Here is a 14,653-nt window from a genome sequence, read left to right as displayed (position 1 = left end):
TTCCCCCTTGTTACACGTTACAGCTTAGTTGCCTTTGGCTTCCTTGCTATTCATTGAGACGCTTTCGAGCGCCTTTCGTGCCTGCTGTTTGCGTAATAATTGCCAATGGGCGATCACACCCTTGGGGGCCCAGATCTGCGGCTCGGAGGCTTCGAAGTTGTCCGCCTGTTCGCGTTCGGCCACATGCAGTTGTGCCAGCTTGAAGGCTTGCTGCAAGTCGTCGGTCTGGTTGAAGGCTTGGGCGAAGAGGGCGTCGCCGAAGTAGGTGAAGTCGGCTTCCTCGGAGCAACCGAAAGACACGCGATCGGCGCGGGACGCGGTCATGATCAGGGTGCGATCGTCCTTTAGCGCCGGTATGAAGCCACCGGAGTAGCAGGCGGAAATCACCACGATCTTGTCGCGGCTCTTCAGCGGTGCCAGCACGGCGGCGAGCTCATCGGCGGGCAGGTCGGCCAGCTCCATACGCGGTTGGTCCAGCACCAGTTCGTGTTCGTGGGTACCGTGGCTGGTCATGTAGATAAACACCAGGTCTTCCGGCCCGGTGCGGTCGGCCAGAGTCTGCACGGCGCGGCGCAGGCTTTCGCGCGTGGCCAGCGGGCGGTCGGCGATGTGATCGCGGTGGTTGACCAGGCGAATCTGCCCGCGTGCACCAAAACGGGTGGCGAGCATGTTGCTGACGTAATCGGCTTCGCGCAGGAACACGCTCTGTTTGCCGTCGCCGGCCACGGCCAGGGTGTACAGCTCGACGGCCGGGGTCGAGGCGGGCACGGCGGCGAGGGCTGCGTTGAGCAAACCACCTTGGGCCAGTACGCCGATCTCCAACGGGTCGGGCAGCAGTTTGCCATCGGCGTCACGCACGCGCATGCCATTGACCCACGTGCCGGCCTGCACGGTGCCGTCGGTGAGGACCAGGGTGCCTTTGCCTTGATAGCTGTCGCTGTCGAACCCGCCGATATAGAAGCTGCCGTCGGTGAGGTTCAGGCGGCCTTCACCGCTGAAGCGCCAATCGCTGAACTGGCCGACATAGTGGCTGCCGTCGACACCGATCAACTCGCCCTTGCCGCTGAGCGCGCCTTCCTTGAACTGGCCGATCCACACGTCGCCGTCGGCGTTCTCGTAGCGGCCCTTGCCATTGAGCTGGTTCTGCTTGAATTGGCCGACATAAATGTCGCCATCGGCGCTGTTGAAAGTGCCGTTGCCTTCCAGTTGACCATCGACGAAATGGCCGCTGAACTGGTTGCCGCTGTCGTCGTTGCGCTGGCCTTCGCCATTCGGTTTGCCGTGGGCGAACTGGCCCTGGTATTGGCTGCCGTCCGCCAGCTCCAGGCGACCGAGGCCGGAATACTGGTCGTCCTTGAATTCGCCGCGATAGGTCATCTGCCCCTCTTTGAGGGTGCCTTCGCCGTTGCGTCGACCGTTCTTGAAGCCGCCCACATAGTGGCTGCCCGCCGTGGTCAGGCTGCCCTGGCCGTCGAACAGCCCCTGCTGGAACTGGCCTTTATAGACTTCGCCATTGCTGCCATGCCACTCGCCCTGGCCGTGCCACTGGCCTTTGTCGAACTGGCCGGCATACCAGCTGCCGTTGGGGTAGTCCACGCGGCCCTGACCTTGCAGCAAACCATCGACCACATCGCCCCGGTAGCGGCCGCCGTCGGGCAGGCGCGCATCGGGCGGCAACAGCGATTCGCCGTCTCCGCAAGCGGTGAGCAACAGGGCAAGGGCGAGGGGAGCGAGTGGGCGCATAGCGGGATCCGGATAATTGAGCGCCGAGTATGCCGCAGCTGCGAGTTTCATACATAAATTTACATACGCTGTGGTGAGGTTTATGTCCCCACCACAGGCACGGACTTACACGAAGTAGAGGGACAGCGACTCAGCAATGTAAGCTGGTTTTTCCTGACCTTCGATTTCCAGGGTGGCGGTGGCCTTGAGCAGCCATTGGCCGGGTTTTTTCTCGGTGACGTCATTGAGCGTCACGTTCAGGCGCACCTTGGAGTTGACCTTCACCGGCTGGATGAAGCGCACGCTGTCCAAGCCATAGTTGACGGCCATCTTCAGGCCCTCGGGCACGATCAGCAGGTCCTCCATCAGTTTGGGCATCAGCGACAGCGACAGGAAACCGTGGGCGATGGTGCTGCCGAACGGGGTTTGCGCGGCCTTGACCGGGTCGACGTGGATGAACTGATGATCGCCAGTGGCCTCGGCGAACAGGTTGATACGCGCCTGGTCGATGGTGAGCCATTCGGAACGTCCCAGTTCCTTGCCGACATAATCTTTGAGCTGCGCTACGGGTACATAGGGCATTGCGTCTCTCCTTGGTTCATCACGCTGTGTAGAACGTCTGGTTTTTTATGGATTACAGAGAACCAATGTAGATCATCATGGCCGATAGGCTCGGTCAACCCACCATGCTTTTGGCGAATGCCGGTGCATAGGGCGGGCGTGCTTATAATGCGGGCGAGTATTGAGGGGGAAGAACGGATGCTGTTACGTGGCCTGACCTGGCTGGTGCTGTTTCAACTGATCGGCACGGCGATTAATCATTTGCTGTTGCCGGTACTGCCGGGGCCGATCATCGGGCTGCTGTTGATGCTGGGTTTTCTGATCTGGAAGGGCGATGTCGGCGAGCCCTTGAGCCTGGCGGCCAGCAGCCTGTTGCGTTACTTGCCGTTGCTGCTGGTGCCACCGGCGGTGGGGGTGATGGTGTATGCCAAGGATATTGCCGCTGATTTCTGGGCCATTGTCGGTGCGCTGGTGCTGTCGCTGGTGATCGCCATGGGCTTCGTGGGCGTGCTGATGCAGCAGATGGTCAAGCGCAAGGAGAAGGATCAATGATCTTCGACTGGCATGGCGCGTGGACAGCGGTGATTCATCACCCGTTGTTCGGCATCGGCATCACCCTCGGCGCTTATCAGTTGGTACTGGCAGGGTTCGAGAAAACCCGTTGGATCTTCCTGCAGCCGGTGCTGGTGTCCATGTTGCTGGTGATCGGCGTGCTGATCAGTTGTGGCCTGAGCTACGCCGAGTACCGCAAGAGCACCGAGATCATGGGCATCCTGCTGGGTCCGGCGACCGTGGCCCTGGCGGTGCCGCTTTACTTGAACCTGCGGCGCATTCGCCAATTGTTCTGGCCGATTTTTACTACGCTGGTGATAGGCGGTGTGCTCGCCACCGGCCTGTGTGTGCTGCTGGGCTGGTGGTTTGGCGCCGAGCACAGGATGTTGATGACCATGGCGCCCAAGTCGGTGACTTCACCGATCGCCATGCTGGTGGCCGAGCAGATCGGCGGCGTGGCGGCTTTGGCGGCGGTATTTGTGCTGATCACCGGGGTGATCGGTGCGATGATCGGCCCGGCGTATTTGTCTCGCCTGGGGGTGCACAGCCCCGAGGCGCGCGGCATGGCGCTGGGCATGACTGCTCATGCCGTCGGCACCTCGGTGGCCCTGCAGGAAAGCGAAGAATGCGGCGCTTTTGCAGCGCTGGCGATGAGTCTGATGGGCGTGGCCACGGCGGTGTTCCTGCCGCTGGCTGTGTCGGTGATCGTTTAAACCGGGTTTAAGGAAACCTTTATGAGTCTGGCGCTGTTCCCGCTCAATACCGTGCTGTTCCCTGGCTGCACCCTCGACCTGCAACTGTTCGAGGCGCGCTACCTGGATATGGTCGCCCGCTGCATGAAAAAGGGCGAAAGCTTCGGTGTGGTGTGCATTCTCGACGGCCAGGAGGTGGGCACGGCGCCGGACGGCTACGCGCTGATCGGCTGTGAAGCGCTGATCCGCGACTTCAAGCAACAGGACAACGGCCTGCTGGGGATTCGCGTCGAAGGCGGGCGCAGGTTTCGCGTACGGGATGCCGGTGTGCAGAAAGACCAACTGCTGGTGGCCGACGTGCAGTGGCTCGAAGAACTGCCGGACCAGCCGTTGGAAGAAGAAGATGCCGACCTGCTGGCGCTGCTCCAGGCATTGGCCGAGCACCCCATGGTGGCGTCGTTGGACATGGACGCCCACGCCGACGGCCAGCAAGCCTTGGGCAATCAGTTGGCGTATCTGCTGCCGTTCACCGAGGCCGACAAGATCGACCTGCTGCAACTCGATGACCCGCAGCAACGCCTGGATGCGATCCAGATGCTGCTCGACGAATTGCAGGGCGAACTGTTCACTTAATAGGCATAGCGCAGCAGGGCGTGGGGCGTGCCAGTGAGTGCGATGAAGCTGAGCACCGCGACCAATGCCGGCAGCAACAGCCACCAGGTTTTTTGCGACATGGCCGGCAGCGGGCTTCGATACTGGCTGATGCCCAGGCTGAACGCACACACCGTCATCGCCAGCAGCGTGCCGGCCAGGATGTCCGTGGGCCAGTGGGCGCCGAGGTAGACGCGCGATAGCGCAATGAAAGCGGCGGGAATGCAGCCCAACAACATCCAGGTCAGGCGCAACCGCACGGGTTGTCCGCGACCGGCCAGGATCGCCAGCGCCAGGAAAAACGCGAACGCGCCCGACGCGTGGCCGCTGGGCATGCTGAAGCTGGTCAGCGGGTCGGTGAGGATTTCCGGGCGGCCACGGGCGAAAAACAGCTTGGTCCCGGTGTTGATCACCGCAGCCCCGGCCAGCGTTGCGCCAACGAACACTGCGTGGCGCCATTGCCGCGCCAATAGCAGCAGGCCAGTGAACACCGCGCTGGCAACGAACATCTTCTTGAACTCACCCAGCTGGGTGATGCGCACCATCACTTCGTCCAGCCAGGGGCTGCGGTGTTCCTGCACCAGGGCGCTTAGGCCGTGGTCGAAGTTGTCCAGCGAGTGGTAGCCAATAAACAGCGCGATCAATAGCACCAGGCTGGCACACCCAATCCATAACGTGGCGCGCCGATGGCCGCGCAGGCTGCTGTTCAGGCTCAGTCCAATCAACGCCGCCAGGCAACCCGCAACCACTGCCGCCTCGGGCCAGAACCCTTCGGGCAAGGGCAGGCGGAACGCAGCGCCGGTCGCCCAGCCGGGCAGCAGATAAGCCACCGTCCAACCCGCTGCTGCCACAATGCTCACCATGGCGAAACGCGGGAATGGCATGTCGCACATACCGGCCACCATCGGCAGCATAGGGCGCAATGGGCCGATGAAACGTCCGACCAGCAGGCTGGCAATGCCGTACTTGTGGAAGTAAGTTTCGGCGCCGTTCATCCATTCGGGATGATGGCGCAGGCCGGGCAGACGCCGGATGTTCTGATGGAAATGTCGTCCGAGGAAGTAGGACACCCCGTCACCCAGCAAGCCGCCGAGGAAACCCAGCAGCAGGGTTTCGCTCAAGGATAGCGCGCCGCTACCGGCCAGCGCCGCAATGGCAAACAACAATACCGTGCCCGGCACGATAAGCCCGGCGATGGCCAGGCATTCCACGCAGGCGACGATAAACACCGCGACCGCCAGCCATTCGGGGTTCAGTGTTAACCAGCCGGTAATGCTATCGAGCCATTGGCTCATACAGTCCTCTCCATTTGTGCGGCCATTTCCTCTCGAACTCATAGCCGGCCACACCGCCGGCCAACTGTGGGAGTGGGCTTGCTCCCACATTGGATCTGCGGTGTGGCAGGTATCGATTTCCAGCAGGGACAGCGGTCATTACTTATCAAATCAAAAAATAATCGCGGTCTTCGACCTGGCCCCGGCGCAGCGGGTTCCGCGTGCAATAAGGCGCGTAGCCCGCATCGACGAAGCGGTACATCAGGTGTTCATCACGCCCGCTGGGGATGCCCAGGCGCGTGGTCTGGATGATCTGGATCGGGGTCTGGCCCACGTCTTCAACATAGAGCTGTTCCTGATCGAAACGCTTGGCGTCCCACATCGGCACCTTCAACCCCAGGGCTTTGCACAGCAGGGTCTGACCGGCGCAGAGTTTTTGCAAGGTGCGTGGGCTGCCATCGGCATTCGGGTTGTTCAGCAGCATCTGCGCCAGGCTCGCCGGGCCGGATAACTCATCGACCCATGGATAGGCTGATTTGATCAATACGGCATTGCCCGGCCCATGGGCGCTGAAGTTCAGGGAGTCGCCGCCACGGGCGTAGTACATGTAGATATGGCCACCGTCCAGAAACAAAGCCTTACGCTTTTCTGTGTAGCCCAATGAGGCGTGGCTGCCTTTTTCGGCCACGTAATAGGCTTCGGTTTCAATAATTCGCGCAGAAAGCCAGGTTTCGCCGACGCGATGGCGGATGACTTTTCCGAGCAATGCTTGCGCAAGAATTTGCGCGTCACGGTCGAAGAAGCTGTCGGGCAGGGCGCTGGCGGGGAGTTGGGGCGATGAACTGGGCATGGCGGTCAGGGTAAATACGGCTAAATGTGACGGAATCATAACAACTCCCACCTTAATTACCGCTGAACCCCAGGTTTTTACAGTTCATTTCGACCATCCGCCCCTCACCGCTGTCAGTCGGGCGGCGTCACAGCTATAATCTGCCGCTTTCCTCCCTGCCAAGACTCCCTGACTATGACTGAGTCCGTTCTTGACTACATGACCCGCCTGGGTCGCGCTGCCCGTCAGGCCTCGCGGCTGATCGCCCGTGCGAGCACTGCGCAGAAGAACCGTGCCCTGCTGGCCGCCGCCGACGCTCTGGATGCCTCGCGCTCCGAGCTGACCGCCGCCAACGAGCAAGACCTGGCCAACGGCCGCGCCAATGGCTTGGAACCGGCCCTGCTGGACCGCCTGGCGCTGACCCCGGCACGTATCGACGACATGATCGAAGGCCTGCGTCAGGTGGCCAAGCTGCCTGACCCCATCGGTGAAATCCGTGACATGCGTTACCTGCCATCCGGCATTCAGGTCGGCAAGATGCGCGTGCCGCTGGGCGTGATCGGCATCATTTATGAGTCGCGTCCGAACGTGACCATCGACGCCGCGAGCCTGTGCCTCAAATCCGGCAACGCCACTATCCTGCGTGGCGGTTCCGAGGCGATCAATTCCAACCGTGCCATCGCCGCGTGCATCCAGCAGGGCCTGGCCGTGGCCGAGTTGCCTGCCGAAGTGGTGCAAGTGGTGGAAACCACCGACCGCGCCGCCGTAGGCGCGCTGATCACCATGCCCGAATTCGTCGACGTGATCGTGCCGCGTGGTGGCAAGAGCCTGATCGAACGTGTCAGCCGTGATGCAAAAGTGCCCGTCATCAAGCACCTGGACGGCGTGTGCCATGTGTACATCGACATCGCCGCCGACATCGACAAGGCGATCCGCATCGCCGACAACGCCAAGACCCACCGCTACGCCCCTTGCAACACCATGGAGACGCTGCTGGTGCACGTCGGCATTGCCGATCGCGTGCTGCCGCCGCTGGCTGCCATCTACCGCGACAAGGGCGTGGAACTGCGGGGCTGCGCGCGTACCCGTGCGCTGCTGGGCGCGGACGTGATCGACGCGACCGAGCTTGACTGGTACACCGAATACACCGCGCCGATCCTGTCGATCAAGATTGTCGACGACCTCGACGAGGCCATCGAACACATCAACACCTATGGCTCCAAGCACACCGACGCGATTGTTTCCGAGCATTTCAGCGATGCCCGGCGTTTCCTCACCGAAGTGGACTCCGCTTCGGTGATGATCAACGCCTCGACGCGTTTTGCCGACGGCTTCGAGTACGGCCTGGGGGCGGAGATCGGTATTTCCACCGACAAACTCCACGCCCGCGGCCCGGTTGGCCTGGAAGGCCTGACCAGTGAGAAGTACGTGGTGTTCGGCGATGGTCATGTGCGCACTTGATGGGTAAACGCATCGGGCTGCTCGGCGGTACCTTCGACCCCGTGCACATCGGCCATTTGCGCAGTGCCCTGGAAGTCGCGGATGCCCTCGCGCTGGACGAGCTGCGCATGATGCCCAACGCTCGGCCGCCCCATCGCGATACGCCGCAAGTGTCGCCACAGCAGCGCCTGGAAATGGTGCGCCTGGCGGTGGACGGCATAACGCCGCTGGTGGTGGACGACCGCGAGCTCAAGCGCGATAAACCGTCCTACACTGTGGACACCCTGGAACTGATACGCGCCGAGTTGGCCGTGGATGACCAGTTGTTTCTGCTTTTGGGCTGGGACGCATTTTGCGGCCTGCCCTCTTGGCATCGCTGGGAGGAACTCCTCCAGCATTGCCACATCCTGGTTTTGCAACGCCCGGATGCCGACAGCGAACCGCCGGATGCCTTGCGCAACCTGCTGGCCGCGCGGTCGGTAAGTGACCCCTTGGCCCTGACCGGGCCGAACGGGAATATTGCATTCGTCTGGCAGACCCCGCTTGCGGTGTCCGCCACCCAGATCCGTCAACTGCTGGCCAGCGGGAAGTCGGTACGTTTCCTGGTGCCTGACGCGGTCCTGGCCTACATCGATGCGCACGGGCTTTACCGTGCGTCGAACTGAAAAGGCGCGCTCGAACCTACGCACAGTCGTAGAGCGGGCGCCCGAACATACGAGCAAAACGAGTTTTATATGACGAACAAAGACGTAAGCAAAGTTAAGCGCAAAGGCACCTTCAAAAGCGCTCCGCTGCCAGTAGAAGCCCACACCGGCCCTGAGCTGGCTGGCGAAGAACTGGTAAAAGTCGCCGTGGCGGCCCTTGAAGACGTCAAGGCCCAGGACATCCAGGTACTGGACGTGCGCGACAAGCAGAGCATCACCGACTACATGATCATCGCCACCGGTACCTCGAACCGCCAGATCGGCGCGATGCTCGACAAGGTCCGCGAAGCCGTCAAAGCCCAAGGCGTGAAGCCGCTGGGTGAAGAAGGCAAGGGCGACAGTGACTGGGTGCTGCTGGACATGGACGACGTGATCGTTCACATGATGACCTCCAACGCCCGTCAGTTCTACGACCTGGAGCGTCTGTGGAAAGGCGCCGAGCAGAGCCGTGCCGCCGATGGCAAGCACCACAGCCCGGAAGTGGGCCACGCGCACTTCGACAAGCTGAACAAAGACCAGGAATAAGGAACGGCTGTGCGCCTGCGTCTGATTGCTGTCGGTTCACGCATGCCCAAGTGGGTGGAAGAAGGCTGGCATGAGTATGCCAAGCGTCTGCCCGCTGAGCTGTCGCTGGAATTGGTCGAGATACCGCTCAATACCCGGGGCAAGAATGCCGACGTGGCGCGCTTCATCCGTCAGGAAGGCGAAGCCATGTTGGCCAAGGTCGGCCCCAATGAGCGCATCGTCACCCTCGAAGTCCACGGCAAACCCTGGAGCACCGAGCAGTTGGCGGTGGAACTGGATCGCTGGCGCCTGGATTCGCGTACGGTCAACTTCATGGTCGGCGGCCCCGAAGGGCTGGCGCCGGAAGTCTGTGCGCGGGCGGATCAGCGTTGGTCGCTGTCGGCGCTGACGCTGCCGCACCCGTTGGTACGGATTCTGATCGGTGAACAGCTGTATCGCGCCTGGACAGTTCTGTCCGGGCACCCTTACCACAAATAATCTGCGCCCCTCCCGATGACCCAGCCGATCCGCATCAAGGACCACGAGAAAGACGCACGTCTTGTACGCTCGCGTGTGGTGTTTGGCGCAATCATGGTGGTGGCGTTGTTGGGTGTGCTGATCGCACGCCTGTATTTCCTGCAGGTGATCCAGTACGACTATCACTCCACCTTGTCGGAAAACAACCGGGTGCATGTGCAGCCGATCCCGCCGACCCGCGGGCTGATCTTCGACCGCAATGGCGTGGTAGTGGCGGATAACCGGCCCAGCTTCAGTCTGAGCATGACCCGTGAGCGCTCCGGTGACTGGCAGCAGATCCTCGATGTGATCGTCGAGGTGCTGCAGCTGACGCCGGAAGACCGGGCGATCTTCGAGAAACGCATGAAACAGGGGCGCCGGCCTTTCGAGCCGGTACCGATCCTGTTTGAGCTGACCGAAGAGCAAATCGCACGGATCGCGGTGAACCAGTTCCGTTTGCCGGGTGTGGAAGTGGTGGCGCAGTTGGTGCGGCATTACCCGCAAGGGCCGCACTTTGCTCACTCTGTCGGTTACATGGGGCGAATCAACGAAAAAGAGCTGAAAACCCTCGATCCGGTCAATTACAGCGGCACCCACCATATCGGCAAGACCGGCATCGAGCGTTTCTACGAGCCCGAGCTGCACGGCCAAGTGGGTTACGAAGAAGTCGAGACCAACGCCCGTGGCCGCGTGCTGCGGGTGCTCAAACGCACCGATCCGGTGCCCGGCAAGGACATCGTGCTGAGCCTGGACATCAAATTGCAGGAAGCGGCGGAGATGGCCTTGGGCGGTCGTCGCGGCGCGGTGGTTGCCCTGGATCCGAAGACCGGCGAAGTGCTGGCGATGGTCAGCCAGCCAAGCTTTGACCCCAACCTGTTCGTGACCGGCATCAGCTTCAAGGCTTACGCCGAGTTGCGTGACTCCATTGACCGGCCACTGTTCAACCGCGTACTGCGCGGTCTGTACCCGCCGGGGTCGACGATCAAGCCGGCGGTGGCGATTGCCGGTCTGGACGCGGGGGTGGTCACGGCCTCCAGCCGGGTGTTCGACCCGGGCTACTACATGCTGCCCAACTACGATCATAAATACCGTAACTGGAACCGCACCGGTGACGGCTATGTCGACCTGGACACCGCGATCATGCGCTCCAACGACACCTATTTTTACGACCTGGCGCATAAGCTGGGCATTGACCGCTTGTCCGCCTACATGGGCAAGTTCGGCCTCGGCCAGAAGGTCTCCCTGGACATGTTCGAGGAATCCCCCGGCTTGATGCCGTCGCGGGAGTGGAAACGAGCGACCCGTCGCCAGGCGTGGTTCCCGGGTGAAACCCTGATTCTTGGCATTGGCCAGGGCTATATGCAGGCCACGCCGCTGCAACTGGCCCAGGCCACGGCACTGGTGGCGAACAAAGGTATCTGGAACCGTCCGCACCTGGCCAAGACCATCGAAGGCGAAAAGCCGGTGGATGACAACCCGATCCCGGACATTGTGCTGCGCGATGCGTCGGACTGGACCAAGGTCAACCACGGCATGCAGCAAGTCATGCACGGCGCCCGTGGCACCGCACGCAAGGCGGCGGTTGGCGCGCAATACCGCATCGCCGGCAAGAGCGGTACCGCTCAGGTGGTGGCGATCAAGCAGGGTGAAAAATACGACCGCACCAAGGTCCAGGAGCGCCACCGTGACCACGCCTTGTTTGTCGGCTTTGCCCCGGCGGACGACCCGAAAATCGTGGTGGCGGTGATGGTCGAGAACGGCGAGTCCGGTTCCGGCGTCGCTGCGCCCGTGGTGCGCCAAGTGATGGACGCCTGGCTGTTGGCCGACGACGGCAGGCTCAAGCCCGAATATGGCGGCCCCCCTTCAAGCACCGAGGTTACGGCCCGTGAAGAGTAATTTTGACCGCATCCTCTCCAGTGAGGATGTGATGCGTCGCCGTGCGACGTTGCTGCAGCGCATGCACATTGATGGCCCGTTGCTGATCCTGCTGCTGACCCTGGCGGCCGGCAGTCTGTTCGTGCTGTATTCGGCCAGTGGCAAGAACTGGGACCTGCTGATCAAACAGGCGTCGTCGTTCGGCCTGGGGTTGTTGTCGATGGTGGTGATCGCCCAGCTTGAGCCGCGCTTCATGGCGCGATGGGTGCCACTCGGTTATGTCGCTGGCGTGCTGCTGCTGGTGGTGGTGGACGTGATGGGCCACAACGCCATGGGGGCGACCCGCTGGATCAACATCCCGGGGGTGATTCGCTTCCAGCCGTCGGAATTCATGAAGATTCTGATGCCGGCGACCATCGCCTGGTACCTGTCCAAGCGCACCTTGCCGCCGCAGCTCAAGCACGTGGGGATCAGCCTGATTCTGATCGGGGTGCCGTTCATCCTGATCGTGCGCCAGCCCGACCTTGGCACCTCGCTGCTGATCCTGGCGGGCGGTGCGTTCGTGCTGTTCATGGGCGGATTGCGCTGGCGCTGGATCCTCAGCGTGCTGGCCGCCGCCGTGCCCGTGGCCGTGGCCATGTGGTTCTTTTTTATGCACGACTACCAGAAGCAGCGGATCCTGACGTTCCTCGACCCCGAAAGCGACCCGTTGGGCACGGGCTGGAACATTATTCAGTCGAAGGCCGCCATCGGTTCCGGTGGAGTATTTGGCAAGGGTTGGTTACTGGGCACCCAGTCGCACCTGGACTTTTTGCCCGAGAGCCATACCGACTTCATCATTGCGGTGATGGGCGAAGAGTTCGGCCTGGTGGGCATATGCGCGCTGTTGCTGATCTATTTGCTGTTGATTGGTCGCGGCCTGGTGATCACCGCGCAGGCGCAGACGCTGTTCGGCAAATTGCTGGCCGGTGCCTTGACCATGACTTTTTTTGTTTACGTTTTCGTCAACATCGGTATGGTCAGTGGCCTGTTGCCGGTGGTTGGGGTGCCGTTGCCGTTCATTAGCTACGGCGGAACTTCGCTGGTGACATTGCTGTCAGCGTTTGGGGTTTTGATGTCGATTCATACGCATCGTAAATGGATCGCGCAGGTTTGAATAAGGTGAAGATGTCAATGCAAGTAATGCGCGGCTGGGCGACTCGGCACGCGTCCTGGATGGGCCTGATTGGGCTGCTGGGCGCAACGCAAGAGGCGCAGGCCGGTGACTACGATGGTTCACCCCAGGTCGCCGAGTTTGTCGGTGAAATGACCCGCGACTATGGTTTCGCCGGTGAACAACTGATGGGCGTGTTCCGCGAAGCCCAGAAGAAGCAGGCGATCCTCGACGCCATCTCTCGCCCAGCCGAACGCGTGAAACAGTGGAAGGAATACCGCCCGATGTTCCTCACCGACGCCCGCGTGGCGCGGGGTGTGGACTTCTGGCGCCAGCACGAGGCGGTACTGGCCCGCGCCGAGCAGGAATACGGCGTGCCGGCCCAGGTGATTGTCTCGATCATTGGTATCGAAACGTTTTACGGGCGCAATACCGGCAGTTACCGGGTGATCGACGCCTTGTCGACCCTGGGCTTTGATTACCCGCCGCGCGCTGACTTCTTCCGCAAGGAGCTGCGTGAATTCCTGCTGCTGGCGCGCGAAGAACAGGTCGACCCGCTGACCCTCAAGGGTTCCTACGCCGGGGCGATGGGCTTGCCGCAGTTCATGCCGAGCAGTTTCCGCGCCTATGCGGTGGATTTTGACGGCGACGGGCATATCAATATCTGGAGCAACCCCGACGACGCCATCGGCAGCGTGGCCAGCTACTTCAAGCGCCATGGCTGGGTCGCTGGCGAGCCGGTGGTGATCCGCGCCGACGTCACCGGGGACCGTGCCGATGAAGGCCTGACCCAGGGCATCGAGCCCGCCAAGACGGTCGGGGAGTTGCGGGCGCTGGGCTGGTCGAGTCAGAATGCGCTGCCTGATGATATGCCGGTCACCGCGTTCCGCCTCGAAGGCGAAAACGGTCCGGAATACTGGATGGGCCTGAAGAATTTCTACGCAATCACGCGTTATAACCGCAGTGTGATGTACGCCATGGCCGTGCATCAGCTGTCAGACATGCTGGTCCAAGCACGGGGCAACAAGTAATGCGGGCATCGCCGTTCTATCAACCGCTCAAGCTGGTGGCGTTCGCCGCGTTGTCCTTGCTGGTCGTCAGTTGTTCCACCACCAACAGCCGCGCGCCGGCGCAGAAGTCCGGCGGCGCAGTCGTCCGTGCCCAGCCAGGCCTGGACATCAACCGCGCGCACAAAGACGGCGCGCCGTGGTGGGACGTCGACGTGTCAAAGATCCCGGATGCCACGCCAACCCTGCACACTGGCCCGTACAAGGCCAACCCCTATACCGTGCTGGGCAAGAGCTACTTCCCGCTGCAGGAGTCCAAGACCTACGTGCAATCGGGCACGGCGTCCTGGTATGGCACCAAATTCCACGGCCAGAACACCGCCAACGGCGAAGTGTATGACCTGTACGGCATGAGCGCGGCCCACAAGACGTTGCCGCTGCCCAGCTATGTGCGGGTGACCAACCTGGACAACAACCGCACGGTGATCCTGCGGGTCAACGACCGTGGACCGTTCTACTCGGACCGCATCATCGACTTGTCCTACGCCGCCGCGAAGAAACTCGGTTACGCCGAAACCGGCACCGCGCGCGTCAAGGTCGAAGGCATTGACCCGGCCCAGTACTGGGCCCAGCGTGGCAAGCCGGCGCCGTTGATGCTCAACGAGCCGCAAACCCAACAGCCGCAAGTGACGGCCTCCACGGGCAAGATCGAGCAGTGGACGCCGCCGCCGGCACAGCACGCGCCTGATACCGTGGTCGTACCCCATGCGGCGCCTGGCGCATCCATGGCCGGCGGGCAATACCTGCAGGTGGGCGCTTTCGCCAACCCGGATGCGGCAGAACTGTTAAGGTCCAAGCTCAGTGGTATGGTCAACGCGCCGGTGTTTATCAGCTCCATCGTGCGTAACCAGCAGACATTGCACCGTGTACGCATGGGCCCGATCGGCTCGCCGAGCGAAGTCGCACACGTACAGAACAGCGTACGCATGGCCAACCTGGGGCAACCCAGCGTGGTCACTTCAGAATAAGTAAGCATTGATGGTTCAGGCTCGTGCGCGGGCTCGAACCCTGGTTGTTGGCTCGTTGAACAATAAAAACCCAGGGGCAAGGGGTGAGCGGGCAACCGAACACGCGACAGTCTGGCAACGGGCTGTCTGAATAAGTTTTGCCCGC

At 61.8% G+C, this 14,653-nt stretch carries 15 protein-coding genes; 11 read left to right on the top strand and 4 right to left on the bottom strand.

The features are described 5' to 3' along the window. Positions 1–24 precede the first annotated feature (24 nt). Together PF1751_RS24490 and PF1751_RS24485 are read right to left on the bottom strand one after the other, a co-directional pair. Positions 25–1,743: a C13 family peptidase gene (locus PF1751_RS24490; protein WP_010206804.1), complete on the bottom strand. Its 1,719-nt coding sequence runs from the start codon at positions 1,741–1,743 to the stop codon at positions 25–27. A 105-nt stretch (positions 1,744–1,848) separates the two neighbouring features. Next, positions 1,849–2,304 (bottom strand): MaoC family dehydratase, encoded by a 456-nt coding sequence (locus PF1751_RS24485; protein WP_010206803.1) that lies wholly within the window; start codon positions 2,302–2,304, stop codon positions 1,849–1,851. 177 nt (positions 2,305–2,481) lie between these two features. Here PF1751_RS24485 and PF1751_RS24480 point away from each other — a divergent pair, with 177 nt between their 5' ends. The 3 genes from PF1751_RS24480 to PF1751_RS24470 are packed head-to-tail and all read left to right on the top strand — an operon-like array spanning position 2,482 to position 4,160. Beyond that, positions 2,482–2,835 carry a CidA/LrgA family protein gene (locus tag PF1751_RS24480; RefSeq protein WP_010206802.1) on the top strand — a complete coding sequence of 118 codons (354 nt, stop codon included), beginning with the start codon at positions 2,482–2,484 and terminating at the stop codon, positions 2,833–2,835. Beyond that, on the top strand, positions 2,832–3,548 hold the full coding sequence (locus PF1751_RS24475) for an LrgB family protein (RefSeq protein WP_044287940.1): 717 nt from the start codon (positions 2,832–2,834) through the stop codon (positions 3,546–3,548). Before PF1751_RS24480 ends, PF1751_RS24475 begins: the two co-directional genes overlap by 4 nt. A gap of 21 nt (positions 3,549–3,569) precedes the next feature. Next, positions 3,570–4,160: an LON peptidase substrate-binding domain-containing protein gene (locus tag PF1751_RS24470; protein ID WP_010206798.1), complete on the top strand. Its 591-nt coding sequence runs from the start codon at positions 3,570–3,572 to the stop codon at positions 4,158–4,160. Here the strand turns inward: PF1751_RS24470 and PF1751_RS24465 are convergent. Together PF1751_RS24465 and PF1751_RS24460 are read right to left on the bottom strand one after the other, a co-directional pair. Then, positions 4,157–5,473 (bottom strand): bifunctional DedA family/phosphatase PAP2 family protein, encoded by a 1,317-nt coding sequence (locus PF1751_RS24465; protein WP_010206797.1) that lies wholly within the window; start codon positions 5,471–5,473, stop codon positions 4,157–4,159. The two genes, PF1751_RS24470 and PF1751_RS24465, sit on opposite strands and share 4 nt — an antisense overlap. A 145-nt stretch (positions 5,474–5,618) precedes the next feature. Beyond that, positions 5,619–6,302, bottom strand: coding sequence for a DNA-3-methyladenine glycosylase (locus PF1751_RS24460; protein WP_029529011.1), 684 nt, complete (start codon positions 6,300–6,302; stop codon positions 5,619–5,621). 174 nt (positions 6,303–6,476) lie between these two features. Here PF1751_RS24460 and PF1751_RS24455 point away from each other — a divergent pair, with 174 nt between their 5' ends. From PF1751_RS24455 to PF1751_RS24420, 8 genes are all read left to right on the top strand, one after another. Beyond that, on the top strand, positions 6,477–7,742 hold the full coding sequence (locus tag PF1751_RS24455; protein ID WP_044287939.1) for a glutamate-5-semialdehyde dehydrogenase: 1,266 nt from the start codon (positions 6,477–6,479) through the stop codon (positions 7,740–7,742). Further along, a complete protein-coding gene (nadD, locus tag PF1751_RS24450; RefSeq protein WP_010206794.1) occupies positions 7,742–8,386 on the top strand; it encodes a nicotinate-nucleotide adenylyltransferase in 645 nt (214 codons plus the stop codon). Before PF1751_RS24455 ends, nadD begins: the two co-directional genes overlap by 1 nt. A gap of 69 nt (positions 8,387–8,455) precedes the next feature. Beyond that, positions 8,456–8,950 (top strand): ribosome silencing factor, encoded by a 495-nt coding sequence (rsfS, locus tag PF1751_RS24445; RefSeq protein ID WP_010206793.1) that lies wholly within the window; start codon positions 8,456–8,458, stop codon positions 8,948–8,950. 9 nt (positions 8,951–8,959) lie between these two features. Continuing rightward, positions 8,960–9,427, top strand: coding sequence for a 23S rRNA (pseudouridine(1915)-N(3))-methyltransferase RlmH (rlmH, locus tag PF1751_RS24440; protein ID WP_003176297.1), 468 nt, complete (start codon positions 8,960–8,962; stop codon positions 9,425–9,427). A gap of 15 nt (positions 9,428–9,442) precedes the next feature. After that, positions 9,443–11,341 (top strand): penicillin-binding protein 2, encoded by a 1,899-nt coding sequence (mrdA, locus tag PF1751_RS24435; RefSeq protein ID WP_021492969.1) that lies wholly within the window; start codon positions 9,443–9,445, stop codon positions 11,339–11,341. Positions 11,342–11,372: 31 nt separating this feature from the next. Then, entirely contained in the window at positions 11,373–12,476 is a 1,104-nt protein-coding gene (gene rodA / locus PF1751_RS24430) for a rod shape-determining protein RodA (protein WP_042570827.1), read from the top strand. Between the two features lie 17 nt (positions 12,477–12,493). Then, on the top strand, positions 12,494–13,504 hold the full coding sequence (gene mltB, locus PF1751_RS24425; protein ID WP_010206788.1) for a lytic murein transglycosylase B: 1,011 nt from the start codon (positions 12,494–12,496) through the stop codon (positions 13,502–13,504). After that, positions 13,504–14,508, top strand: coding sequence for a septal ring lytic transglycosylase RlpA family protein (locus PF1751_RS24420; protein WP_010206787.1), 1,005 nt, complete (start codon positions 13,504–13,506; stop codon positions 14,506–14,508). Before mltB ends, PF1751_RS24420 begins: the two co-directional genes overlap by 1 nt. The last annotated feature ends 145 nt before the right edge of the window (positions 14,509–14,653 follow it).

It is taken from the genome of Pseudomonas simiae, from assembly GCF_000934565.1.
GTDB lineage: Bacteria > Pseudomonadota > Gammaproteobacteria > Pseudomonadales > Pseudomonadaceae > Aquipseudomonas > Aquipseudomonas simiae.
This window is presented reverse-complemented; position numbering and strand designations above follow the sequence as displayed.